Annotated in this window: 20 protein-coding genes; 12 read left to right on the forward strand and 8 right to left on the reverse strand. The window is 72.6% G+C overall.

Annotation, left to right across the window (positions count from 1 at the left end; genetic code table 11):
• Nucleotides 1-5: 5 nt before the first annotated feature.
• The 3 genes from Q0795_RS06355 (at nucleotide 6) to Q0795_RS06365 (ending at nucleotide 3970) form a co-directional block, all read left to right on the forward strand.
• On the forward strand, nucleotides 6-1214 hold the full coding sequence (locus tag Q0795_RS06355; RefSeq protein WP_298888030.1) for a cysteine desulfurase-like protein: 1209 nt from the start codon (nucleotides 6-8) through the stop codon (nucleotides 1212-1214).
• Between the two features lie 141 nt (nucleotides 1215-1355).
• Nucleotides 1356-3155, forward strand: coding sequence for a proline--tRNA ligase (locus Q0795_RS06360; RefSeq protein WP_298888032.1), 1800 nt, complete (start codon nucleotides 1356-1358; stop codon nucleotides 3153-3155).
• Between the two features lie 14 nt (nucleotides 3156-3169).
• The gene (locus Q0795_RS06365) at nucleotides 3170-3970 is read left to right on the forward strand and encodes a TSUP family transporter (protein WP_298888034.1); all 801 of its coding nucleotides are present in this window, start codon (nucleotides 3170-3172) and stop codon (nucleotides 3968-3970) included.
• Between the two features lie 37 nt (nucleotides 3971-4007).
• On the opposite strand, the gene Q0795_RS06370 is transcribed toward Q0795_RS06365, so the two are convergent.
• The 3 genes from Q0795_RS06370 to Q0795_RS06380 all read right to left on the reverse strand — a co-directional run bounded on the left by Q0795_RS06370 (nucleotide 4008) and on the right by Q0795_RS06380 (nucleotide 8141).
• The gene (locus Q0795_RS06370; RefSeq protein WP_298888036.1) at nucleotides 4008-5126 is read right to left on the reverse strand and encodes an LCP family protein; all 1119 of its coding nucleotides are present in this window, start codon (nucleotides 5124-5126) and stop codon (nucleotides 4008-4010) included.
• A gap of 62 nt (nucleotides 5127-5188) precedes the next feature.
• Nucleotides 5189-7132, reverse strand: coding sequence for a thioredoxin domain-containing protein (locus tag Q0795_RS06375; protein ID WP_298888038.1), 1944 nt, complete (start codon nucleotides 7130-7132; stop codon nucleotides 5189-5191).
• Nucleotides 7133-7163: 31 nt separating this feature from the next.
• Entirely contained in the window at nucleotides 7164-8141 is a 978-nt protein-coding gene (locus tag Q0795_RS06380; protein ID WP_298888039.1) for a DUF4439 domain-containing protein, read from the reverse strand.
• Between the two features lie 102 nt (nucleotides 8142-8243).
• On the opposite strand from Q0795_RS06380, the gene Q0795_RS06385 reads away from it, so the two are divergent.
• The 9 genes from Q0795_RS06385 (at nucleotide 8244) to Q0795_RS06425 (ending at nucleotide 18622) form a co-directional block, all read left to right on the forward strand.
• On the forward strand, nucleotides 8244-8759 hold the full coding sequence (locus Q0795_RS06385) for a ribosome maturation factor RimP (RefSeq protein ID WP_298888041.1): 516 nt from the start codon (nucleotides 8244-8246) through the stop codon (nucleotides 8757-8759).
• Nucleotides 8759-9790, forward strand: coding sequence for a transcription termination factor NusA (gene nusA, locus Q0795_RS06390; protein ID WP_298888283.1), 1032 nt, complete (start codon nucleotides 8759-8761; stop codon nucleotides 9788-9790). Before Q0795_RS06385 ends, nusA begins: the two co-directional genes overlap by 1 nt.
• 49 nt (nucleotides 9791-9839) lie before the next feature.
• Nucleotides 9840-10106, forward strand: coding sequence for a YlxR family protein (locus Q0795_RS06395; RefSeq protein ID WP_298888043.1), 267 nt, complete (start codon nucleotides 9840-9842; stop codon nucleotides 10104-10106).
• 193 nt (nucleotides 10107-10299) lie between these two features.
• Entirely contained in the window at nucleotides 10300-13119 is a 2820-nt protein-coding gene (infB, locus tag Q0795_RS06400; protein ID WP_298888045.1) for a translation initiation factor IF-2, read from the forward strand.
• A gap of 137 nt (nucleotides 13120-13256) precedes the next feature.
• Nucleotides 13257-13709, forward strand: coding sequence for a 30S ribosome-binding factor RbfA (rbfA, locus tag Q0795_RS06405; protein WP_298888047.1), 453 nt, complete (start codon nucleotides 13257-13259; stop codon nucleotides 13707-13709).
• Complete coding sequence (gene truB / locus Q0795_RS06410; protein ID WP_298888049.1) at nucleotides 13706-14629, forward strand: tRNA pseudouridine(55) synthase TruB; 924 nt, start codon at nucleotides 13706-13708, stop codon at nucleotides 14627-14629. The genes rbfA and truB overlap by 4 nt, the downstream gene beginning before the upstream one ends.
• 10 nt (nucleotides 14630-14639) lie before the next feature.
• Nucleotides 14640-15605 carry a bifunctional riboflavin kinase/FAD synthetase gene (locus Q0795_RS06415; RefSeq protein ID WP_298888051.1) on the forward strand — a complete coding sequence of 322 codons (966 nt, stop codon included), beginning with the start codon at nucleotides 14640-14642 and terminating at the stop codon, nucleotides 15603-15605.
• Between the two features lie 7 nt (nucleotides 15606-15612).
• The gene (rodA, locus tag Q0795_RS06420; protein ID WP_298888053.1) at nucleotides 15613-16749 is read left to right on the forward strand and encodes a rod shape-determining protein RodA; all 1137 of its coding nucleotides are present in this window, start codon (nucleotides 15613-15615) and stop codon (nucleotides 16747-16749) included.
• A 34-nt stretch (nucleotides 16750-16783) separates the two neighbouring features.
• Entirely contained in the window at nucleotides 16784-18622 is a 1839-nt protein-coding gene (locus Q0795_RS06425; RefSeq protein WP_298888055.1) for a long-chain fatty acid--CoA ligase, read from the forward strand.
• Between the two features lie 60 nt (nucleotides 18623-18682).
• On the opposite strand, the gene xylB is transcribed toward Q0795_RS06425, so the two are convergent.
• The 5 genes from xylB to Q0795_RS06450 form a co-directional block, all read right to left on the reverse strand.
• Complete coding sequence (gene xylB, locus Q0795_RS06430; protein WP_298888057.1) at nucleotides 18683-20098, reverse strand: xylulokinase; 1416 nt, start codon at nucleotides 20096-20098, stop codon at nucleotides 18683-18685.
• A complete protein-coding gene (locus tag Q0795_RS06435; protein ID WP_298888059.1) occupies nucleotides 20085-21590 on the reverse strand; it encodes a mannitol dehydrogenase family protein in 1506 nt (501 codons plus the stop codon). Before Q0795_RS06435 ends, xylB begins: the two co-directional genes overlap by 14 nt.
• Nucleotides 21591-21598: 8 nt before the next feature.
• A complete protein-coding gene (locus Q0795_RS06440) occupies nucleotides 21599-22393 on the reverse strand; it encodes a carbohydrate ABC transporter permease (RefSeq protein WP_298888286.1) in 795 nt (264 codons plus the stop codon).
• A gap of 101 nt (nucleotides 22394-22494) precedes the next feature.
• On the reverse strand, nucleotides 22495-23475 hold the full coding sequence (locus Q0795_RS06445; RefSeq protein WP_298888062.1) for a carbohydrate ABC transporter permease: 981 nt from the start codon (nucleotides 23473-23475) through the stop codon (nucleotides 22495-22497).
• A complete protein-coding gene (locus tag Q0795_RS06450) occupies nucleotides 23472-24848 on the reverse strand; it encodes a sugar ABC transporter substrate-binding protein (RefSeq protein ID WP_298888064.1) in 1377 nt (458 codons plus the stop codon). The genes Q0795_RS06445 and Q0795_RS06450 overlap by 4 nt, the downstream gene beginning before the upstream one ends.
• Between the last annotated feature and the right edge of the window lie 99 nt (nucleotides 24849-24947).

A 24947-nucleotide genomic window follows, 5' to 3' on the forward strand; every position in this document is an offset into this window, starting at 1 on the left:
GCGGTATGCCGTTCGACCACGCCGCCGTCCGTGCCCAGTTCCCGTCACTGCGGTCCGGGACCGCGTTCTTCGACGGCCCCGGCGGCTCGCAGACGCCCCAGGCCGTGGCGGAGGCGGTGGCCGCCACGCTCACCAGCGCCATCTCCAACCGGGGCGTGGTGACCAGCAGCGAGCGGCGCGCCGCGGACGTCGTCGAGGGGGCACGCAGGGCGCTGGGCGACCTGCTGGGGGTGGAGCCGGGGGACGTCGTCTTCGGGCGCAGCATGACGGCGCTGACCATGGACCTGGCGCGCACCCTCGCCCGCGCCCAGGACTGGGGCCCCGGCGACGAGGTCGTGGTGAGCTCGCTGGACCACGACGCCAACATCCGCCCGTGGGTGCTCGCCGCCGAGTCCGTCGGCGCCACGGTCCGGTGGGCCGAGGTGGATCCCTCGACCGGAGAGCTGCCGGTCGAGGCCGTCACCACGGTGCTGTCGACGCGTACCCGGCTCGTCGCCGTGACCGGCGCCTCGAACCTGCTGGGGACCCGACCGGACGTGCGGGCCGTCGCCGACGCGGCCCACGAGGCCGGGGCCCTGGTGCACCTCGACGCCGTGCACCTGGCCGCGCACGCCCGCGTGGACCGGGAGGCGCTGGGCGTCGACCTGCTCTCCTGCTCGCCCTACAAGTTCTTCGGGCCGCACCTGGGGGTCCTGGCCGCCCGCCCCGGCCTGCTCGAGGAGTGGCGCCCCGACAAGCTCGTGCCCTCCAGCGACGCCGTGCCCGAGCGGTTCGAGCTCGGCACCCTGCCCTACGAGCTGCTGGCCGGCGCCACCGCAGCCGTCGACGTCGTCGCCGGCTGGGGCGAGGGGGCCTCCCGGGGAGAACGCCTCACCAGCGCCTTCGCTGCGGTGGAGGAGCACGAGGACTCCCTGCGCGAGCGCACCGAGGAGGGACTGCGGGGTATCGAGGGACTGACGCTCTGGTCGCGGGCGGCCCGGCGCACCCCGACGCTGCTGTTCACCCTCGAGGGCGTGGAGCCGTCCGCGGTGCACCGCCACCTGGCCGGGCTCGGAGTCAACGCCCCCGCCTCGCACTTCTACGCCTGGGAGCTGTCCCACCGGCTGGGCCTCGGGTCGACCGGCGGGGTGCGCGTGGGCATGGCGCCCTACACCAGCACCGACGACGTGGACCGGCTGCTGGCGGGCGTGGCCGAGGTGGCCTCGACCCGCTGACCCGGCGCTGACCGGCGCACCGTCGCCGCGGCGGGCGCCCGCCGCCAAATCCCGTCGAGCCCCGCCGACCCCGGCAGGTACCCTCGTAGCGCCGGGACACCGGCATACCCCTGCACACCGACCACCGAGGAGTGCCCTGCCGTGACGCGCCCCCTGCGCCTGTCGACCCTCTTCCTGCGGACCCTGCGCGAGGACCCGGCCGACGCCGAGCTGCCGGGGCACAAGCTGCTCGTCCGCGCGGGCTACGTCCGGCGCGCCGCGCCGGGCGTCTACTCCTGGATGCCGCTCGGGCTGCGGGTGCTGCGCAACGTGGAGCGCGTGGTGCGCGAGGAGATGGCCGCCATCGGCGGCCAGGAGCTGTCCTTCCCGGCGCTGCTGCCGCGGGAGCCCTACGAGGCGACCGGCCGGTGGACCGAGTACGGCCCGAACCTCTTCCGGCTGCAGGACCGCAAGGGCGTCGACATGCTGCTCGGGCCCACGCACGAGGAGATGTTCACCCTCGCGGTCAAGGACATGTTCAGCTCCTACAAGGAGCTGCCGCTCACCCTCTACCAGATCCAGACGAAGTACCGCGACGAGGCCCGGCCCCGTGCCGGGCTGCTGCGCGGCCGCGAGTTCGTCATGAAGGACTCCTACTCCTTCGACGTCGGCGACGCCGGCCTGGAGGCCGCCTACCAGCGACACCGAGAGGCCTACGTCCGGATCTTCGACCGGCTCGGCTTCGACTACGTCGTCGTGCACGCCGACTCCGGGGCCATGGGCGGCTCGGCCAGCGAGGAGTTCCTCGCCGTGAGCCCGGTGGGGGAGGACACCTTCGTGCGCTGCGAGGAGTCCGGGTATGCCGCGAACGTCGAGGCGGTCGTGGTGCCCCAGGCGCCGCCCGTCGACGAGGCCACGGTGGCGGCGACCCCGGCGGCCCACGTCGAGGACACCCCCGACAGCCCCACCATCGCGACGCTCGTGGCCCAGGGCAACGCCCTGCACCCACGGGCCGACGGCCGGCCCTGGACGGCGGCCGACACGCTGAAGAACGTCGTCGTCCTGCTGACCCACCCCGACGGCAGCACCGAGCCGCTCGCCATCGGGCTGCCGGGCGACCGCGAGGTCGACGCCAAGCGGCTCGAGGCCCAGGTCGCCCCCGCCACCTGGCGGCCCTTCGAGGAGGCCGACTTCGCCGCCTACCCGATGCTGGCCAAGGGTTACATCGGTCCCGGCGTGCTGGGGGAGGAGCGCGAGTCCGGCATCCGGTACCTCCTCGATCCCTCGGTCGCCGAGGGGTCGGCCTGGGTGACGGGTGCGGACGAGCACGGCAAGCACGTCTTCGACCTCGTGGTGGGCCGGGACTTCACCGCCGACGGGACCATCCAGGCCGGCGAGATCCGCGAGGGCGACCCGAGCCCGGACGGTGCCGGCCCGCTCACGCTCGCGCGCGGCATCGAGATGGGCCACATCTTCCAGCTCGGCCGCAAGTATGCCGAGGCGCTGGACCTGCGGGTGCTGGACGAGAACGGCAAGCTCGTCACCGTGACCATGGGGTCCTACGGCGTCGGCGTGTCCCGTGCTGTGGCGGCCGTCGCCGAGGCGACGCACGACGACCTCGGTCTGGTGTGGCCCCGCGAGCTCGCGCCGGCCGACGTCCACGTCGTCGCCACGGGCAAGGACCAGGCCGTCTTCGACCACGCCGAGGGTCTGGTGGCCGAGCTCGCCGCGCAGGGCCTCGAGGTGATCTTCGACGACCGGGCCAAGGTGAGCCCCGGGGTCAAGTTCAAGGACGCCGAGCTGCTCGGCGTCCCGACGATCGTCGTGGTGGGCAAGGGCCTGGCCGACGGGGTCGTGGAGCTGAAGGACCGCCGGTCCGGCGAGCGCCGTGAGGTGCCGGTCGAGGCCGGCGTCACCGAGGTGCTGGCCGAGGTGCGGGGCACGGCCCCGACCCCGGGCTGAGCGCAGACCCGTCGGTGCTGGCGTCGCTCGACCTGGAGCCACGGGTCCTGATCCTCCTCGCGCTCGCGGGCCTCGCGGCCGGGTTCATCGACGCCGTGGTCGGCGGCGGCGGGCTGGTCCAGCTCCCCGCCCTGCTCCTCGCGCTGCCAGGCGCGAGCCCGGTGCAGCTGCTGGCCACCAACAAGCTGGGCTCGATCTGCGGCACCACCACCAGCTCCCTCACCTACCTGCGCCGCATCCGGCCCGACCTGCGCACCGCGCTCCCCCTGGCGGGTGCCGCCCTCTGCGGCAGCGCGGCCGGTGCGGCGCTCGCCTTCCACATCCCGAAAGCCGCCTTCAACCCCCTCATCCTGGTCGTCCTGGTGGTGGTGGGCGCCTACACGCTCATGAAGCCGTCGATGGGGCAGATGCAGGCGCTGCGCTTCGCCCACTCGAGGCGCCGGCACCTGGGGTGGGCCGTGCTCATCGGGCTGGTGGTCGGCGCCTACGACGGGGCGCTGGGGCCCGGAACGGGCTCGTTCTTCGTCTTCGCGCTCGTCAGCATCCTGGGGTACGGGTTCCTCGAGGCGAGCGCCAAGGCCAAGATCGCCAACCTCGCCACCAACCTCGCGGCACTGGCCGTCTTCGTGCCGCAGGGGGCGGTCATCTGGTCGGTCGGGCTGCTCATGGGCGCCTCGAACGTCGTCGGAGGCTATCTCGGTGCCAGGGTGGCGGTGTCACGGGGCAGCAGGTTCGTGCGGGTCTTCTTCGTGGTGGTCCTCGTGGCCTTCGTCCTGAGGATCGGCTACGACACCTGGGTGCAGCTCGTGGGCTGACGCCGCCCGGGGCGGTCCTGCCCCCGGCGCTCCTGCGTCATCCTCCGGGGGCGTAGCCCGTTCCCCAGCGCTCGACGTAGGCCTCGATCGAGTCCTCCCGGACGGCCTGCCCCAGCGCCGCGGTCTGCTCCCGGTCCACGATGTTGACCGACTGGCCCTGGATCATGTCGAAGCCGGTGATGGGCACCATCAGCGAGATGGTGTCCTCGGGGTCGAGCTCGGTGAGCAGCGGGGCGAGCGCGACGAAGTCCGCGACGTCGAGGTCACCGGTCACCTTGACGTTGTCGCGCAGGTTGGCCACCAGCTCCGGGAAGTCCTGAGGGTCCTCCTCGAGGCGCTCCTGCAGCCGCTCCATCATCCCGATGAGCACCGCCCGCTGACGCTCGGTGCGGTCCAGGTCACCCAGGGGCAGGGTCTGGCGCTGCCGGGCGTAGATCAGCCCGTCGGTGTTCTCCAGCCAGATCTCGCCCTCCTCGAAGACGACCTCCCGACCGGTGGAGCCGACCACCACCGACGAGGCGTGCTGGTTGTCGACCTCGAAACCCTCCAGCCACCGGGTGAGGTTGATGAAACCCTGGAAGTTGGACTGCAGGACGTAGTCGATCTCCACCCCGCCGAGCAGGTCGGAGACCGTGGCGAGCAGCGTGTCGGTGCCGCCCCGGGCGAACGCCGAGTTGATCTTCCCCTGGCCGAGCCCCGGGATGTCCACCCACATGTCGCGGGTGAGCGAGATGAGCGCGACGTCCTCGCGGTCGGCCGGCAGGTGGAGCAGCATGATGGTGTCGGAGTGTCCACCCATCGAGGAGGGGTCCCGCGAGTCGGTCCCGACCAGCAGGATGGTCACGGGCCCACTGCCCAGGGGAGAGCTCTCGGGTGCGGTCGAGGTCCGCTCCGCCGCCGTCGCCGTGGAGGGCGTCGTCGCGGACCCGGTGCGGGCCGAGGCGTCCCCCGCGGGCGCGCTGCTCGTGGCGGCCCCGGCATCGGCGGAGCCGGTGGCGGCGGTGTCGTCGGTCGTCGCCGGTGCGCTCGCGGACGAGGTCGCCGCGTCGCGCTCCTCGGTGGTGGGGGCCACCTGTGTGGTGGCCGGGTCGCCGCCGCTGCAGGACGTCAGCACCAGCGCGGCGGTGAGGGTGGCCAGGGCCCGGGAGATGCGCACGCCCCCATGCTCGCAGACGGAGGCCTCCCTGGCCGGAAGGCCTCCCGGGCGCGGCAGCGTCGTCAGGGGAGGTCGGCGGGGTCGGCGGAGGGCAGACCGCAGACCGTCCCTCGGCAGACCAGCGCCAGCCCCGGGCCGACCTCCTCGGCGGGGTCGCCACCACCGGTCGTGGGGCACACGACGAGGATGCCCGCCGGGGTGCGCCCGGCGGCCCGCGCCAGGTCGGCGCCCGGTCGCGCCCCCAGGTGCACCGTCACCGGACCGGCGGCCAGCTCCTCGGCCGCCACCAGGGACCACCCGGCGAAGCGTGGCGCCTGCTGCGCAGTGGCCGCCACCCGTGCGAGGGCCCGACGGGCGCGGTCCAGCCGGTCCGCGCGGGAGCCCTGCGCCCCGGCCCGCACGAGCGCGACGGTGAGGGCGGACAGCCCCCCGGGCTCGGCGTTGTCGCCGGTGGATGACGGGGCGAGGAAGAGCTGCTCGCCGTCGCGCCCCGTGGCCGCGAAGCCCCCGTCCGGCTCGCCGAAGAGGTCGAGGGCGCGGTCGAGGAGGTGGTCGGCCTCGGCGAGCCACCGCGCGTCCCCGGTCGCCCGGTGCAGGGCCAGGAGGCCGTCGGCGAGGGCGCCGACGTCCTCGGCCACGCCCAGGGAACGGCCGACGACGCCGTCCCGCGAGCTGCGTCGCAGGCGCCCGTCGACGACGTGGACGTCCAGGAGGAAGCGGGCGCAGCGCGCGGCGAGGTCGACCCAGTCCTCCTCCCCGAACACCCAGCCGGCGTGCGCCAGCGCACCCACCAGGAGCCCGTTCCAGGCGGTCACGACCTTGTCGTCCCGCCCCGGCTGGGGTCGCAGGCTGCGGGCGACGTCCAGGCGCTGCCGGACCCCGTCGAACCAGGCGCGGTCGTCGGGGTCGGAGCGCAGCTGCAGCGTGGATCGGCCGTCCTCGAAGGTGCCGGCCCCGGTGACCCCGAGCAGGTCCGCGGCCGCCTCGCCGTCCTCGGGTCCCAGGACGGCCGCGAGCTCTGCCCGGGTCCAGGTGTAGGTCGCCCCCTCCACCCCCTGGGTGTCGGCGTCCAGCGAGCTGGCGAAGGCCTCCTGCTCGGTCCAGAGCTCGCGGACCAGCCACTCGACCGTCTCCCGGACGACCCGTTCCGCCCAGGGTCGTGAGGTCTCGTCGGTGCGGGCCAGATCGGTGTAGACCCCCAGCAGCAGAGCGTTGTCGTAGAGCATCTTCTCGAAGTGGGGGACCACCCAGGCGCGGTCCACGGCATACCTCGCGAACCCGCCGCCGACCTGGTCGTAGGTGCCGGACCGGGCCAGGTGCTCGCAGGTGCTCCGCACCATCGTCAGGGCGTGCTCGTCGCCGGTGCGGGCGTGGTGGCGCAGGAGGAACGCCAGGACCATGGACGGCGGGAACTTCGGCGCGCCGCCGAACCCGCCCCACTGGGGGTCGTACTCGCTGGCCAGGGAGGCCACCGCGCCCTCGAGGTCGACGGTGCCCCCGCCCTCCGCAGCGCCGGACCGCGCGGAGGCCTCCCGCAGCCGCGCGGCCACCTCCCCGGCCCCCTGCTCGAGGCGATCCCGCTCCGAGGACCACTGCCGGGCGGCGGCGCGCAGCAGCCGGAGCAGGTCGTGCTTCGGCAGGTAGGTCCCCGCCCAGAACGGCTCGCCGGCGGGGGTGAGCAGACAGGTCATGGGCCACCCGCCGTGCCCGGTGAGCGCGGTGGTCGCGCTCATGTAGGCGGCGTCGACGTCCGGCCGCTCCTCCCGGTCCACCTTGACCGCCACGTAGCCCTCGCGCAGGACCTGGGCCACCTCCTCGTCCTCGAAGGACTCGTGCGCCATGACGTGGCACCAGTGGCAGGCGGCATACCCCACGGACAGCAGGACGGGCACCCCGCGGTGCCGGGCCTGCTCGAAGGCGTCCTCGCCCCACTCCCACCAGTCCACCGGGTTGTCCGCGTGCTGCAGGAGGTAGGGCGAGGTGCTGCTGGCGAGACGGTTCGGCATGCCCCCAGTCTGCCTCGCCGGGCGGTGAGGTTCAGGGCAGGCTCATGCCCGGGAAGGCCTGCTCGGGGACACCCAGCCGGTCCGCCCAGAGGCCGGCCTGCAGGACGAGCCGCAGGTAGGACTCCACCTGTTGCACGTCCGACCCGGCACGGTCGGCGACGGACAGCACCGCCGGTCCGACGTCCTGCACCACGGCCCGCGCGAGCGCGAGCCGCTGCTCGCCGTCGGCGAGCGGCTCGGGGAGGTCGTAGCCCAGCGGTGGCACCGGGGCGGCGTCCCCGGCCAGCGTGACGAGGGAGCGGGTGACCGAGCGCAGCGGGGCCAGCACGTCCTCGTAGCGCTCCCGCTCCTCGCCGCCGGAGCGCGCCGTGACCACCTCCAGCGCGAAGACGGCGGGACGGGTGCGGGCCAGGACGGGGACCGCCGCGGTCCCGGTCGGTCCGACCAGCGGGGGCCAGTCCGTGCCGGCCCCCAGACGATCTGCGCTCGCGAGGTGCTGGGCCGCGAGCGACAGCAGCATGGGACGGTGCACCGAGGTGGAGGTCGCGACACCCTCGAGCATGGCGGCCAGGTCCTCCCGCACCCTGCGCCCGACCTCGATGAGCTCCGTCGGGCCGGCCGAGGTGACCGCGGCGTCGTCCCCCGGGGAGGTGGTCGCCGCCGCGACGTCCGCACCGCCCGGCACCCCGCTGCCGCCGAGTGCCCGCAGGACCAGGTCGAGGCGTTCCTCCTGAGTGGTCCACACGTCGTCGAGGGTGCGCGCCAGCTGCCGGCCCTGCCCGGTCGGGCGGGTGCCCGCCAGCAGGTCGCGGTATCCGGCGACCCGGTGCCGGGCGTCCTCGAGCAGGGGCAGGTCCGGGGTCGCGCGACCCTCCTGCGCGTCGGTCGAGGGGTCGGGGGACCACGGCGTACGCAGTCGCTCGCCGCTGCATCCGGTGAGCACGGCCCCCGTCGCGACGCCGGCTCCCACGCGCAGGAGGGTGCGGCGGGAGGTGGCGGCAGGGGGCATGGGCGCCATCCTCGCAGACGGTAGGCTGTCCACCCCGGGGCCGTACGCCGCGGGCACCTGTGCGTGCCCGGCCCGCCGACAGCAGAAGACGAGGAGCACCGCATGGACGCCCGCGCCGCCGCCGCGACGATCACGCAGCACACCTCCGAGGCCCTGCAGCACGCCGGCCTGGGCGTGGTGGTCGACGACGTCAGGGTGCAGGAAGCCGGCCGGCGACGGCTGGTCCGCGTCCTGCTCGCCCGTGACGTGTCCACCATCCCCGCCGAGGACATCACGTCCCCGGTCGAGCCGCTGAGCCTCGACGAGGTGTCCGAGGCCACGACGACGGTCTCCTCCGCCCTGGACGGGTGCGCGGTCATGGGCGAGCGTGCCTACACCCTCGAGGTGAGCTCGGCGGGCACCGACCGCGCGCTCACCACCCCCGCGGACTTCCGGCGCAACGTGGGGCGGCTGCTCACCGTGGTGCGCACCGACGGCAGCTCGACGACCTCGCGGCTGCTCGCCGCCGGGCCCTCGGAGCTGCGGCTGGAGGGGGAGGACCACCTGGTGCCGCTGTCCGAGGTGACGCGGGCCCAGGTCCAGATCGAGTTCACCCGCCCCGACGGAAAGGACGCATGATGGACATCGACATGGCCGCGCTCCGCTTGCTCGAGCGCGAGCGCGAGATCCCCATGGACGTCATCGCCGAGGCGATCGAGCAGGCTCTGCTCTCCGCCTACCAGCGCATCGAGGGACATGCCCGGCACGCCCGCGTCGAGCTCGACCGGAGCAGTGGCCACGTCACCGTCTGGGCCCGCGAGGACCCGCCCGTGCTGGAGGACGGCACGCGGGGCGAGCCCGGGCCGGAGTACGACGACACCCCCGAAGGTTTCGGGAGGGTCGCCGCCTCCACCGCCCGGCAGGTCATCACCCAGCGCATGCGGGACCTCGAGGACGACGCGATCCTCGGGGACTTCCGTGGACGCGAGGGAGACATCGTCTCCGGCGTCATCCAGCAGTCCAACGACCCGCGCCGCGTGCTCGTGGACTTCGGGACGATCGAGGGCGAGCTGCCGGTCTCCGAGCAGGTGCCGGGGGAGAGCTACGCGCACGGGCAGCGGCTGCGCTGCTACGTCGTGAGTGCCAAGCGAGGGATGCGCGGGCCGCACGTCATGCTGTCGCGGACCCACCCCAACCTCGTGCGCCGGCTCTTCGCCCTGGAGGTGCCCGAGATCGCCGACGGCACCGTGCAGATCGAGGCCATCGCCCGCGAGGCCGGCCACCGCACCAAGATCGCGGTCCACTCACCGGTGCCGGGGGTCAACGCCAAGGGCGCCTGCATCGGCCCCATGGGTCAGCGGGTGCGGGCCGTGATGGCCGAGCTGCAGGGCGAGAAGATCGACATCGTCGACTACGACGACGACCCGGCGTCCTTCGTGGCGGCGGCGCTGTCGCCCGCGCGGGTGACCTCGGCGGCCGTGGTCGACACCCGCACCAAGCAGGTGCGGGTGGTGGTCCCCGACTACCAGCTGTCGCTGGCCATCGGCCGCGAGGGCCAGAACGCCCGCCTCGCCAACCGGCTGACCGGCTGGAAGATCGACATCCGGGCCGACACCGAGGAGCAGGTCGAGCACGGGGCAGCGGCCACGTCGCCCGACGCCAGCGTGTAGAGTGAAGGGTCGGACCGGAGTTGACCTCCCGGTGCGGGCAGGCTCGCCTGTGCGCACCTGCGTGGGGTGTCGGCGACGGGACGAACAAGCCGCGCTGCTGCGGCTGGTGGCTCGTCGGGACGAGGCCGGATCGTGGACGGTCGTCCCGGACGAACGCCGACGTCTCCCGGGGCGGGGTGCCTACGTGCACCGGCGCACCGGGTGTGTCGAGTCGGCCGTGGCTCGCCGCGCCGTCGTCCGTGCGCTGCGCCTCTCGGCGCCGGTGACGGTCGATCTCGCGGAGGTGCTGCGGCACTCGGCGGAGCAGCACGGATGAAGGACCTCGCCGGACCGACCGGTCCGGCGAGACGTACCACGGGCGGGCTACGGCCTGTCATCGAGGACACCGGAAGCGGGATTGACGCTGATGAGCACCCGATGAGTACTCAGCGATGAGCACCCACCAGCAGTAGTCGCGACCTCCCCGAGCGGGTTCGGTCGTGGCGCCAACACCAAGGAGACACCACACCGTGCCAAAGCTCAGGGTTTACGAGCTCGCCAAGGAGCTCGGGGTCGAGAGCAAAGAGCTGCTCGCCCACCTGAAGGACCAGGGAGAGTTCGTGAGGTCGGCGTCGTCGACCATCGAGCCCCCCGTCGTACGCAAGATCCGGGAGAACCCGCCCGCGGGATCCGGGTCCACGACCTCTGGGTCGGACCAGGCACCGGCCGCGAAGCGGTCGGGATCTGCCGCCCCCAAGCCGGGCCCGGCGCGCAGCGCGAGCCCGGCCCCGGCCGCCGAGAAGGAGAAGGCGGACGCCCCGACGCCGGCGGCCCCCGAGGCCACGCCGGCGCCGCGCCCGAACGAGCCGGCCGCTCCGGAGCAGCCTGCACCGGCGCAGCCCGCCCCGCAGAAGCCCGCCGCGGAGCCCGCGCCCGGGAGCCAGACCCCGACGCCGCAGGCGCCCACCCCGCAGGCGCCGGCCGCCAAGGCTGCGCCCAAGACCCCGCGACCCGGCGCCAAGCCGGGCCCGCGGCCGGGCAACAACCCCTTCAGCTCCAACCAGGGGATGGGCCAGTCCCGCGACCGCCGCGGTGGTCAGGGCGATCGCGGCGGCTCGCCGCGGCCGGGCAACAACCCGTTCGCCACCAGCCAGGGCATGCCCCGACCCGGTGGTAGCCGAGGCTCCGAACGCCCGGCCGCACGCCAGGGCAGCGGTGCCGCCGGTCCTCGTCCCGGCGGCCCCCGTCCGAACCCGGGCATGATGCCGGCCCAGGCCGCGGTGCCCCGTCCCGGTGAGCGTCCTGCGCGCGGCGGTGGCCGTGGCCGCCCCGGTGGGGGCGGACCCGGTGGCCCCGGTGCTGCGGGAGGTTTCCGTGGCCCCGGTGGGGGACGTGGTGGCGGTCCCCGCGGCCGCGGCGGCACGGCGGGTGCCTTCGGTCGAGGTGGCGGGAAGGTCCGCGGTCGCAAGTCGAAGCGGGCCAAGCGCGCCGAGTTCGAGCAGATGCAGGCGCCCGCCATCGGCGGCGTCAACGTGCCCCGCGGCAACGGCGCGACCATCACGGTGCGCCGTGGTGCCTCGCTGACCGACTTCGCCGACAAGATCAACGTCGACCCCGCGTCGCTGGTGACCGTCCTCTTCCACCTGGGAGAGATGGCGACCGCGACCCAGTCGCTCGACGAGGACACCTTCGGGGTGCTCGGCGCCGAGCTCGACTACACCATCCGTGTGGTGTCGCCGGAGGAGGAGGAGCGCGAGCTGTTCAGCTCCTTCAACATCGACCTCGATGCCGAGGCGGACGCCGAGTCCGACGAGGACCTCGAGGCCCGCCCCCCGGTCGTCACGGTCATGGGTCACGTGGACCACGGCAAGACCCGGCTGCTGGACGCCATCCGGCAGGCCGACGTGGGCGCCGACGAGGCGGGTGGCATCACTCAGCACATCGGCGCGTACCAGGTGCACACCGAGCACGACGGTCAGGAGCGCGCGATCACCTTCATCGACACCCCGGGTCACGAGGCGTTCACCGCCATGCGTGCCCGTGGTGCCAAGGTGACCGACATCGCGATCCTCGTCGTCGCTGCCGACGACGGCGTGATGCCGCAGACGATCGAGGCGCTGAACCACGCGCAGGCGGCGGATGTGCCGATCGTGGTCGCCGTCAACAAGATCGACGTCGACGGTGCGGACGCGGCCAAGGTGCGCGGTCAGCTGACCGAGTACAACCTCATCGCCGAGGAGTACGGCGGCGAGACGATGTTCGTCGACGTGTCGGCCAAGAACCAGCTCAACATCGACCAGCTGCTCGATGCCGTGCTGCTCACCGCCGACGCCGCGCTGGACCTGCGGGCCAACCCCGACAAGGACGCGCGCGGTGTGGCGATCGAGGCCAACCTGGACAAGGGCCGCGGCGCGGTTGCGACCGTCCTCGTCCAGCAGGGCACCCTGCGGGTCGGCGACGCGATCGTCTCCGGCGGCAGCCACGGTCGGGTACGTGCCCTGCTCGACGAGCACGGCACCAACGTCGACGAGGCCACCCCGTCACGTCCGGTGCAGGTGCTCGGGATGGACACCGTGGCGCGGGCGGGCGACACCTTCTTGGTGGCACCCGACGACCGCACCGCCCGGCAGATCGCCGAGAAGCGCGAGGCCGCCGACCGACAGGCCGCGCTGGCGAAGTCCCGCAAGCGGATCAGCCTCGAGGACCTCAACCAGGCCCTCGCGCAGGGCAAGGTCGAGACCCTCAACCTCATCCTCAAGGGTGACGTGTCAGGGTCCGTGGAGGCCCTGGAGGACGCGCTGCTGCAGATCGACGTCGGCGACGAGGTCGACCTGCGCATCATCGACCGAGGGGTCGGCGCGATCACGATGAACAACATCAACCTCGCGGTCGCCTCCGACGCGGTCATCCTCGGCTTCAACGTCCGGGCGGAGGGTCAGAACGCCGACTACGCCGACAAGGAAGGCGTGGAGATCCGCTACTACTCGGTGATCTACCAGGCCATCGAGGACATCGAGAACGCCCTCAAGGGGATGCTCAAGCCCGAGTACGAAGAGGTCGAGACCGGGACGGCGGAGGTCCGCGAGATCTTCCGCAGCTCCAAGTTCGGCAACGTGGCGGGCTGTCTCGTGCGCAGTGGCGAGATGCGCCGCGGTGCCAAGGCCCGCATCACCCGCAACGGGGTCGTCATCACCGAGAACCTGCAGATCGCCGGCCTGCGGCGGTTCAAGGACGACGTCACCGAGGTCCGCGAGGGCTTCGAGTGCGGTGTCAACCTGGGGTCGTTCAACGACCTGCAGGCGGACGACCTCATCACCACCTACGAGATGCGGGAGATCCCGCGCAGCTGAGGTGACCTGACGGACGACGAGGCCGGTCCCACGCCCCAGGGCGCAGGACCGGCCTCGTCGCTCGGCACGACCAGGTCCGTAGGATGGGCCGGCCCCACCCTGCCGCGGGGGAGGCCCGACAGCCCGAGGAGGACGAGATGGCAGACCAGGCACGCGCACGGCGCATCGCCGAGCGGACCAAGCAGCTGGTGACCCAGGGACTCTCCCAGGTGGTCAAGGACGAGAGGGTCGGCTTCGTGACGGTCACCGACGTGCGGGTCACCGGCGATCTGCAGCACGCCAGCGTCTTCTACACGGTCCTGGGCAGCGACGAGGACCGGGAGGTGGCGGCGGAGATCCTCCAGACCTACCGCGGCCGGCTGCGCAGCTTCGTCGGCAAGGGGCTGGGCATCCGCCTCACGCCGACCCTGGAGTTCATCCTCGACGCGTTGCCCGAGGACGCCCAGCACATGGACGAGCTGCTCCAGGAGGTGGCGCGGCGCGACGCCGAGCTCGCCGCCGGGCGTCGGGCGTCGGGCTACGCCGGCGAGGAAGACCCCTACCGCAAGCCGCGGACCGCAGAGGAGGACCAGGGGTCCTCCGGCGCATGAGCCCTGCACCGCGGGCGCCCTTCGTAGGTGACGGCCTCCTCGTCGTGGACAAGCCCTCCGGGTGGACCAGCCACGACGTCGTCGCCCGGGCCCGCCGGCTGTGCGGGACCCGCAAGGTCGGTCACGCCGGCACGCTCGACCCGATGGCCACCGGGGTGCTCGTCCTGGGGGTGGGTCGGGGCACCAAGCTGCTGACCTTCCTCGTGGGGAGCGACAAGGCCTACACCGCCACCGTGCGGCTGGGGCAGGCCACCCTCACCGACGACGCCGAGGGCGAGGTGGTCTCCACTGCGGACGTGACGGAGCTGTCCGAGGGACAGATCGCCGCCGCCGTGCGGAACCTCACGGGGGATCTCCAGCAGGTCCCCAGCGCCGTCAGCGCCATCAAGGTCCGGGGGGAGCGCTCCTACGCCCGGGTGCGCGCCGGCGAGGACGTGCAGCTGGCCGCCCGGCCGGTCCGGGTCGCCCGCTTCGAGGTGCGGCACGTCCGGTGGGAGGGCCCGACGGTGGACCTGGACGTCGAGGTCGAGGTCTCCTCGGGGACCTATGTCCGAGCCCTCGCCCGCGACCTGGGTGCCGCCCTCGGGGTCGGCGGCCACCTCACCGCCCTGCGACGGACCCGGGTGGGTGGGCTGGGGGTCGAGGCCGCCAGTGCGCTCGAGGCGTTGGCCGCCGACGGAGCGGCGGCCCGGCAGCTCGTCCCGCTGGCCGACGCCGCCCGGGCCACGCTCACCGCCCGGTTGCTCGACGACGCCGAGGCGAGAGCCCTCGGGCACGGTCGCCGCATACCCTCCGAGCAGCCCGGACGCAGCGAACCGGTGGCGGCGTTCGCCCCCGACGGGCGCCTGGTCGCGGTGCTCGACGAGTCGCGCGACGAGGCGCGGGCGCACGTGGTCCTGGCCCCCGCCGGGTCCGGTTAGAGTGACGCCCGTGCATCGCTGGACCAGCGTGGAGGACCTTCCCGACGACCTCGGCCCGACGGTGGCGACCCTCGGCAACTTCGACGGCGTCCACCTCGGCCACCAGGCGGTGCTGCGCACCGTCACCGACCTGGCGCGGGAGCGTGGCGTCCCGGCGGTCGCCGTCACCTTCGACCCGCACCCGGTCGCGGTGCTGCACCCGGAGCGGGCGCCCCGGGAGATCGTCGGGCTGGAGCACCGTCTGCAGCTGCTGGAGGAGGCGGGCCTCGACGGGGTGGTCGTCATCGAGTTCACCCGGGAGTACGCCCGGCTCCTGCCGGAGGACTTCGTCGTCGAGACCTTCGTCGACGGGCTGCGGGCCGAGGTGGTCGTGGTCGGCCAGGACACGAGGTTCGGGCTGCACAACTCCGGGGACGTCGCCACCATGCGTCAGCTGGGCGAGGTGCACGGGTTCGAGGTGGTCGTGCAGCACACGGCCGGCGCCCTGGCGGACGGCCGGCGCACGTGGTCCTCGACCGCGCTGCGTCAGGCCATCGCCGACGGGGACATGGCCCTGGCGGCCCAGATCACCGACCGCCTCCACCGGGTCTCCGGCACCGTGGTGCACGGCCACCACCGCGGCCGGCAGCTCGGTTACCCCACGGCCAACCTGGGCCCCGACCGGGTCGGCATGGTGCCGGCCGACGGCGTCTACGCGGGGTGGCTGGGGCGACCCTCCGCCGACGCCGACGACCCTGACCGCCGACTGCCGGCAGCGATCTCCGTCGGGACCAACCCCACCTTCGACGACGTCGAGGAGCGCACGGTCGAGGCCTACGTGCTGGACCGCACCGACCTCGACCTCTACGGCGAGCTCGTCTGCGTCGACTTCCTGGCCCGCCTCCGCGGCAACGTCCGGTTCGGCTCCGTGGAAGAGCTCACCGAGCAGATGGCGCACGACGTGGACCGGAGCCGCGCCCTGCTCGCGGGGGACTGACCCCTCCGTGCGGGAGCGCTACCTCCGCACGGACTGGGCCCCGTTCGTGGCCGGACTCGGGCTGAGCCTCGTGGGTGCCGTCCTCATCTGGTCGGCGACCCACGAGTGGGCCGGGACGTCCCTGGCGGTGCGTCACCTGGTCAACACGGTCGTCGGGGTCGTCGTGGGCCTCGCGGTCGTCGCGCTGGACGTGCGCTGGCTGCGCGCCGCGGCACCCTGGGTCTACCTCGCGGGACTGTCCGGCCTCGTGCTGGTCCTCACGCCGGTCGGGCAGACGGTCAACGGGTCACGGTCCTGGCTGTTCCTGCCCGGTGGCTTCTCCCTGCAGCCCGCCGAGCTCGCCAAGATCGGTCTGGTCGTCGGGCTGGCGATGATCCTGGCCGAGGGTCGCGACCCCTACCGTCGACCGGGGTGGCGGGAGGTGCTCCCGGCCTGGGTGTTGGCGGCCGTGCCGATCGGTCTCATCATGCTGCAGCCCGACCTGGGCAGCGGCCTCGTCCTGGGTGTCCTCACCCTGGTCGTGGTCGCGACCTCCGGTGCCTCGTGGCGGTGGAGCGCGGCCGCCGCTGCGGCGGTGTGCGCGGCGGTCGTCGCGGCCATCCGGATCCCGCTGCTGGACCCCTACCAGGTGGACCGTCTGCTGGCCTTCCGCGACCCGGGTCTGGACCCCGAGGGCATCGGCTACCAGACGCGGCAGGCCCGGCTGGCGATCGGCTCCGGAGGGTGGTCGGGAACCGGCCTGGGCGAGGGGTCCCAGACGCAGGGTGGGTTCATCCCCTTCCAGTACACCGACTTCATCTTCACCGTGGCCGGGGAGGAGCTGGGCTTCGTGGGTGCGGTCGGCCTGCTGGTCTTGCTGGGATTCCTCGTCGTCCGGGGGCTGGTGGTCGCGCTGCGCTGCGAGGACCCCTTCGGGCGCCTGCTCGCGGTCGGCGTCTCGTCGTGGTTCGGTTTCCAGATCTTCGAGAACATCGGGATGAACCTCGGGCTCATGCCGGTCACCGGGCTGCCCCTGCCGTTCCTGTCCTACGGGGGGTCCTCGATGCTGGCCTGCTGGGTGGCGCTGGGGCTCCTGGCCTGCGCCAGCGGACGGGACCGGGCGGCGCGCCCGTCTTGGCGGCCCCGGTCGAACCTGCCAAGATGAGCATCCGCAGGACCATACGACTTGAGGAGTTGCCGTGGCCCGTCTCATCGATGAGCAGCCAGATCTCGCCCTGATCGAGAACCGTGTCCCGAGCGTCGGGCACCTCTTCCGGGACCGGGTCGCCGCCACGCCGGACGCCGACGCCTTCCTCTACCCCGACGGGGATGCGTGGCCGACCCTGAGCTGGTCCCAGGCCGGGGAGCGTGCCTACGCCCTCGCCGCCGGTCTGGTCGAGCTCGGGGTGCAGCCGGAGGAGCGGGTGGCCCTGTCGTGCTCGACCCGCATCGAGTGGGTCCTGGTCGACCTGGCGGTGATGTGCGCCGGGGCGGCCACGACGACGATCTATCCGACCACCCTGTCCCAGGACGTCGCCTTCATCATCACCGACTCCGGCAGCCGGGTGGTCGTGGCCGAGGACGACGAGCAGGTGGCCAAGGTGCTCGAGCACCGGGCCGAGCTCGGTGCCGTGCTCAAGATCGTCGTCATCGACGGGTCGGGCGACGGTGGCGACATCATCACGCTGGCCGAGCTGGAGGAGCTCGGGCGGCGTCGGCTCGAGTCCGAGCCGGGGGTGGTCGACGCGCGCATCGACGCGCTCACCCCGGACCACCTCGCGACGATCATCTACACCTCCGGCACCACGGGGCGGCCCAAGGGCGTCCGGCTGCCGCACTCCGCCTGGACCTACGAGGGCGCCGGGGTGGACGCCGTCCACCTGCTCGGGCCGGACGACCTCCAGTACCTCTGGCTCCCGCTGGCCCACGTCTTCGGCAAGTGCCTCCTCGTCCTGCCCCTGCAGATGGGCTTCCCGACGGCCGTGGACGGCCGGGTGGACCAGATCGTGGCGAACCTCGCCGTCGTCCGGCCGACCTTCATGGGCGCCGCCCCGCGCATCTTCGAGAAGGCCTACGGCCGCATCACCACCATGATGGCCGACGAGGGCGGGGTGAAGCAGAAGCTCTTCACCTGGGCCTCCGGGGTGGGCCAGGAGGTGGCCGAGATCCGTGCCTCCGGCGGTGAGCCGGCCGGTCTGCTCAAGGCCAAGCACGCGGTCGCCGACAAGCTCGTGCTGTCCAAGATCCGGGAGCGCTTCGGCGGGCGGATCCGGTTCTTCATCTCCGGCTCCGCCGCGCTCAACCACGACATCGCCCGGTGGTTCGACGCGATGGGGCTGACGATCATCGAGGGCTACGGTCTCACCGAGTCCAGCGCCGCCTCGATCGTCAACCGTCCGCGCCCCGGGGTCAACAAGATCGGCACCGTGGGGTGGCCGCTGCCGGGGACCGAGGTGCAGATCGCCGAGGACGGGGAGCTGCTCATGCGCGGCCCCGGTGTCATGACCGGCTACCACCAGAACGACGAGGCCACGGCGGAGGCGCTGCAGGACGGCTGGCTCGCCACGGGTGACATCGCCGAGATCGACGAGGACGGCTACGTCCGCATCACCGACCGCAAGAAGGACCTGTTCAAGACCTCCGGCGGCAAGTACGTCGCGCCCTCGCGCATCGAGTCCCTGTTCAAGGGCATCTGCCCCTACGCCAGCCAGCTCATCGTCGAGGGGGACGGCCGCAACTTCGTGTCCGCGCTCATCACGCTCGACCACGACGCCATCACCGCCTGGGCTGCCAAGAACGGCATGGCGGGGGACAGCTACGCCCAGATCGTCACCTCCACGGCCGCCCGGGAGATGGTGCAGCGCCACGTGGACCAGCTCAACCAGCAGCTCGCGCGGCACGAGCAGGTCAAGCAGTTCCACATCCTCGACCACGACCTGTCGATCGAGGACGGGGACCTGACACCGAGCATGAAGCTCAAGCGGCGTGCGGTCACGGCGAAGTACAAGGACGAGCTGGACGCCTTCTACACCGGCTGACCGGGACGGTTCGGCCAGGGCCGGGGCGCCACGGCCGACCCTGACGCCTCGCCCGGCCGGTCAGCCGTGGACGGTCCGGACCAGCTCGCGGTAGCGGCCGACCACGTCCGTGGCGTGCTCGGAGGGCCTCGCCTCCAGCCGTGCCGAGGTGGGCACCGGCCAGTCCGGCAGCTCCCCGCCCCGCAGCGTCCACGCCGCCTGCCGGGCGGCCCCCAGGGCGACGTACTCGCCGGCCGCCGGGACGACGACCGGCACCCCCAGCAGGTCTGCCGCGATCTCGCGGACCGCCCGGGAGGCGACCGCCCCGCCGATGAGGTGGATGCGCTCGACGGTGACGCCCTCCCGGGCCAGCGAGTCGACCCCGGCCCCCACGCCGAGCACCATGCCCTCGACCATGGCGCGGGCCAGGTTGGCCGGCGTGAGGTTGTCGCGGGTGAGGCCGGACAGGGTGCCCGTGGCGTCCGGCAGGTTCGGTGTCCGCTCCCCGTCGAGGTAGGGAAGCAGCGTGAGACCACCGGCGCCCAGCTCCGCCTGCAGGGCGAGGTCCTCCAGACCCGCGAGGTCGGTCCCGAGGGCGTGTGCCCCCGCGGTGAGCACCCGGGCGGCGTTGAGGGTGCACACCAGGGGCAGGAAGGTGCCGGTGGCGTCGGCGTAGGACGCCACCTCCCCGGTCGCGTCGTGGCTGGGGGAGTCGTGCCGGGCGAAGGCGGTGCCGCTCGTGCCGAGCGACATGACGACGTCGCCGGGCCGGAGCCCGAGACCGAGGGCCGCCGCCGCGTTGTCACCCGTCCCCGGCCCCAGGACCATGCCGGAGGCGGTGCGGCCCGCCTCCTCGTGCGGTCCGAGGACCTCCGGCAGCTCCAGGTCCCGGTTGACCGCCAGCCGCAGCAGGTCCCGGTCGTAGTCGCCCGAGGCGGCGTCGAAGTATCCCGTGCCCGAGGCGTCCCCCCGGTCGGTCACCCATCCCGCGTCCCGGCCGCCGTGGCGGCGCAGGATCTGCCCGGTGAGCCAGTCGTGGGGGAGCACGCACGTGCGGGCCCGGGCGAACACGTCGGGCTCCTGCTCGGCGCTCCAGCGCAGCTTGCTGACGGTGATGGCCGCGAGCGGCACGACGCCCACCCGGTCGGCCCACGCCTGCGCGCCCCCGAGCTCGTCCACGAGCGACCGGGCGGCGTGCGCGGAGCGGGTGTCGTTCCACAGCAGGGCGGGCCGCACGACGGCGTCGTCCTCGTCGAGCAGGACCATCCCGTGCTGCTGCCCGCCCACGGACAGGGCGGCGACGTCCTCGAGGAGTCCGTCGGCGGTCGCCTCCTCGAAGGCGTCCCACCAGTCCTGCGGGTCGACCTCCGTGCCCGAGGGGTGCGTGCCGCGCCCCTCGCGGACGACCTCGCCGGTGTCGGCGTCGCAGACGACGACCTTGCAGGACTGCGTCGAGGTGTCGACGCCGGCGACGAGGGTGCGGTCAGCTCCAGTCATGGTCCTCCAGGGTGGTGCGTGCACCCACCTCGTGCAACCGCTGGAGGAAGTGGCGGTAGGCCGTGGCGAACCGCTCGTCGTGGCGCAGGTCGCCGAAGAAGGTCTCGTCCTCGAGGAAGGCCAGCGGCTCCTCGTCCTGCCGGGCGGCCGCGGCCATGACCCGGTCGCGGTGACGGTCGACGACCTCGATCGGCTCGCCCTGCTCGTCCACGCCCTCGGCATACCGCGCCCAGGACGCGACGACGAGGGCCGACCGGTCGATGGACCCGTCGTGCTCCAGGTTGTGCCGGATGACCGGCACGAGCCACTTCGGTATGCGGTCGCTGCTCTCGGCGCAGAGGCGGGCGAGGGTGTCGCGCACCTCGGGGTTGGCGAACCGCTCGACCAGCGTGTGCCGGTAGTCGGCGAGGTCGACGTCCGGCACCTCCGGGAGGGTGGGGGACCCCTCGTGCTCCATGTAGCCGAGCAGGAACTCCTCGAAGAGCGGATCCTGGGCGACCTCGTGGGCGTAGCGGTACCCCGCGAGGTAGCCCAGGTAGCACAGCGCCTGGTGGCTGGCGTTGAGCAGCCGCAGCTTCATGAGCTCGTAGGGGACGACGTCGTCGACCACCTGCACCCCGACCTCCTCGAAGGCGGGACGTCCGGTGGGGAAGTGGTCCTCCAGGACCCACTGGGTGAACGGCTCGCAGACCACCGGCCAGGCGTCCTCGACCCCGAACCGCTCGGCGAGGGCGTCGATGTCCTCCTGGCTGGTGACCGGGGTGATCCGGTCGACCATCGAGTTGGGGAAGGACACGTGCTCGCTGATCCAGTCGGCGAGCCCCTCACCGGTGCGGTGCTCGTCCTGCATCCGCGCGAAGGAGGTGATCATCTGCCCGGCGACGTCCCCGTTTCCCGGCAGGTTGTCGCAGGACATGACGGTGAACGGCTGGTCCCCGGCCTCCCTGCGGCGGCGCAGCGCCTCGGTGATGAAGCCGAACGCGCTGCGGGGTGCCTGCTGGGGCTCGGCGATGTCGGCCTGCAGGGACTCGTCGGCCGGGTCGAACTCGCCGGTGACCTGGTTGACGTGGTAGCCGCCCTCGGTGATCGTCAGGCTGACGATCCGCACGTCCGGGTCGGTCATCCGGGCGAGGACCGCCTCGGGGTCGTCCGGGGCGAAGAGGTAGGCGGACATCGCGCCCAGGACCCGGGGCTCGAGGGCGCCGTCGGGGTGCTTGACCACGAGGGTGTAGAGGCAGTCCTGGGCTGCCATCGCGTCGCGCATCCGGGCGTCCCCGGGCATCGTGCCGACCCCGACGACCGACCAGCCCAGGTGCTCCTCGGGCGACTCGTTCAGCAACCGGTCGAGGTACATCGCCTCGTGCGCGCGGTGGAAGCCGCCGACGCCGAAGTGCACGATGCCGGGTCGCAGGGCGGACCGGTCGTAGGTCGGGCGTGCCACGTCCTCGGGCAGCCCCGGAAGGGTCTCGTCGCTGAGCTTCATGGTCGACATTCTCCCGGTCACTTGACGGCGCCCATCGACAGGCCCTGCACCAGCTTGTCCTGGGCCGCGAAGCCGGCCGCCAGGACCGGCAGCGACACGACGAAGGACGCCGCGCAGACCTTGGCGAGGAAGAGTCCCTGGCTGGTGACGAACCCGGTGAGGAAGACGGGTGCGGTGCTCGCCACCGTGCTCGTCAGGACCCGGGCCAGGAGCAGCTCGTTCCAGCTGAAGATGAAGCAGATGAGGGCGGCCGAGGCGATGCCGGGCATGACGACCGGGGCCACCACCTGGCGCAGGGTGGTCAGCAGCCCGGCGCCGTCGACCTGGGCCGCCTCGAGCATCTCGACGGGCACCTCGGCGAGGAAGGACTGCAGCATCCAGACGGCGATCGGCATGTTCATCGAGGTGTAGAGGATGATGAGCAGCCAGATGTTGTCGAGCAGGTTGGTGGCCTGGGCGAAGAGGTAGATGGGCAGGATGCCGGCCACGATCGGCAGCATCTTGGTGGAGAGGAAGAAGAAGAGCACGTCGGTCCACTTCTTCACCGGCCGGATCGACAAGGCGTATGCCGCGGGGAAGGCCAGCGCGATGACCAGGATCGTGGACACCACGCTCGCGGTCATCGAGTTGAGCAGCGGCGGCCACGGGCCGGCGGCGAAGAAGGTCCGGTAGCCCTCCAGGCTGACCGGCGCGAAGAGCACCGGGGGGTTGCTGGCGGCGTCGGTCTCGGCCCGGAAGGACACCAGGACCATCCAGAGCACGGGGAAGAAGAAGAGGATCCCCACGACCCAGGCGAGGATGGTGAGCAGCATCCCGCGGCGCGGGGGCTTGGTCTGCACGAAGGTGCGTCCGCCCACCTTCTGGGTCTGGGTCGCGTGCGTGGTGCCGTCCCCCCTGGTCGAGGCGCTGGTGCTCATCGGCCCTCCTCCTTGAAGATGGCGAAGGCCGTGCGCAGGGCGAACATCGCGACGACGAGGGTGCCGACCACCGTCACGACGCCTGCCGCCGACGCCCGGCCGTAGTCCTGGGCGGTGTAGAAGGTCTGGTAGATGAAGTAGGGGAGGTTGGCGGTGCCGGTCGCCCCCGCGGTGATGGTGAAGACGTGGTCGAAGTTCTGGACGACGTAGATCGTGCCCAGCAACGTGCTGAGCTCGATGTACTGACGCAGGTGCGGCAGCGTCATGCTCGTGAAGATGCGGAACTCGGACGCGCCGTCGATCCGCGCCGCCTCCACGACGTCCAGCGGTCGGCTCTGCAGCCCGGCGAGCAGGATGAGCATCATGAACGGCGTCCACTGCCAGACCAGCGCCGCGACGAGGGCCGGCAGCGGCATCGAGCCGACCCAGTCCGGCTGCGGGGCGTTCTCCCCGAGCACCAGCGTGAGCAGGCCGTTGAACAGGCCGTACTCCGGGTTGTAGAGCGCGTGCTTCCACAGCAGGGCGGCCGCGACCGGGACCACGAGGAAGGGCGCGATCATCATGGTGCGCACGATGCCCTGGCCCCGGAACTTGCGGTCCAGGAGCAGGGCGATCGCCAGTCCGAGCACGAGGCTGATGAGGACCGTCGAGACCGTGATGAGGATGGTGACGAACACCGCCGAGCGGGCGTTGACGTCGGTGAACACCCGGGCGAAGTTGGAGAAGCCCGCGAACCCGCGCTCGTCGGGGTAGTAGGCGTTCCAGTTCATGAACGAGATGATGATGGTGCCCAGGAACGGCAGCTGGGTCATGACGATGACGAAGATGAGCGCCGGTAGCAGCGGGATCCGGCGCTGCCAGGAGTCGGACCGGGTCTGGCGACGCCGGGGCGGGGTGACGACGCCGGAGCGGCCCTGCTCGGGGTTGGTGCCCGGCTTGCCGACCTTGCCGACCCGGGACGTGCTGGTGCTGCTCATTGCTGGGCCGCCCTCTCCTCGTAGCGCTCGGCGATGTCCTCGGCGACCCGCTGGCCGCGGTCCAGCGCCTCGTCCACGCTCATGCGGCCGGCGATGGCCGCGCTGATGTCCTGGCTCACCTGGGTGCCCAGGTCGGGGAACTCGGGTATGCCGACGAACTGGACCCCGATCGCCGGCCGTGGCTGCACCCCCGGGTTCTCCGGGTCGGCCGACTCGATGGCCGCCCGGGTCGCCTCGGCGAAGGGCCCCGCCTCGGCGAGGTAGTCCTCGTTGTCGTAGGTCGACGAGCGCTTGCCCGCCGGGACCCGCGACCAGCCGAGCTCCTCACCCACCAGCTCCTCGTACTCGGTGCCGGAGGCCCAGGAGATGAACTCCCAGGCGTTGTCCTGCTTCTCGCTGGCGTCCTGGATCGACCAGGACCAGGCATACAGCCAGCCGGAGCTGTCGGTCTCCATCACCGGCGCCGGGGCGTAGCCGATCTTGCCCTTGACCGGGGACCCGGGGGCCTCCAGGGACCCGGCGGCCGACGTGGCGTCGTACCACATGGCCGAGTTGCCCTGCTGCAGGTTGTTGAGGCACTCCACGAAGCCGGACGCCGGGGCGCCGTTCTGGCCGTGCTCGCGGACGAGGTCGACGTAGAAGTCGACCGCCTCGGTGAACTCCGGCGCGTCGACCCGAGGGGTCATGTCCTCCTCGAACCAGGTGCCGCCGAAGGTGTTGACCACCGTCGTGAGCGGCGCCATGACCTGGCCCCAGCCGGGCTGACCCCGTAGGCAGATGCCGCTCATGCCGGGCTCGGCGCCGTCGACCTGCGCCGCGATGTCGGCGACCTCGGGCCAGGTGGGCTGCTCGGGCATCTGCACCCCCTCGGCCTCGAGCACGTCCTGGCGGTACATGAGGAAGGAGGACTCGCCGTAGAACGGGATGCCGTAGGGCACCTCGTCCACCGAGAGGGAGGTCCGCATCGGCTCCAGGATGTCGTCGTAGGCGAACTCCTCGTCCTGGGCGATGAACTCGTCCAGCGGCGCCACCCAGCCGGCCCGGGCGTAGATGGGGATCTCGAAGTTGGAGAGGGAGGCGACGTCGTACTGCCCGGCCTGGCTGGTGAACTCCTGGCTGATCTTGTCGCGGACGTCGTTCTCCGGCAGCACGGTGAAGTTGACGCTGATCCCCGTCTCCTGCGTGAAGTGCTCGGCGGTGAGGTTCTGCAGGTCGACCATCTGCGGGTTGTTGACCATGAGGACGTCGATGGAGTCCGGGCCGCCGCCGCCGACGCCGCCTCCTCCCCATCCGGCGCAGCCCGTGGCCACGAGGGCCGCGCACGTCGAGCTGATGACGACCAGCGTCCTCGCTGGTCCGGTCTTCCTGGGCACGGGCCGCCTCCTGGGTCGGGACTGCTCATCCGAGCGCGATTCTCCGCCCACATGAGTATGATCAGTGAAGCCCTCGCCACCGCGGTTGTCAAGGACGTG

The sequence above is a fragment of the uncultured Serinicoccus sp. genome (genome assembly GCF_947487915.1).
Lineage (GTDB): Bacteria > Actinomycetota > Actinomycetes > Actinomycetales > Dermatophilaceae > Ornithinicoccus.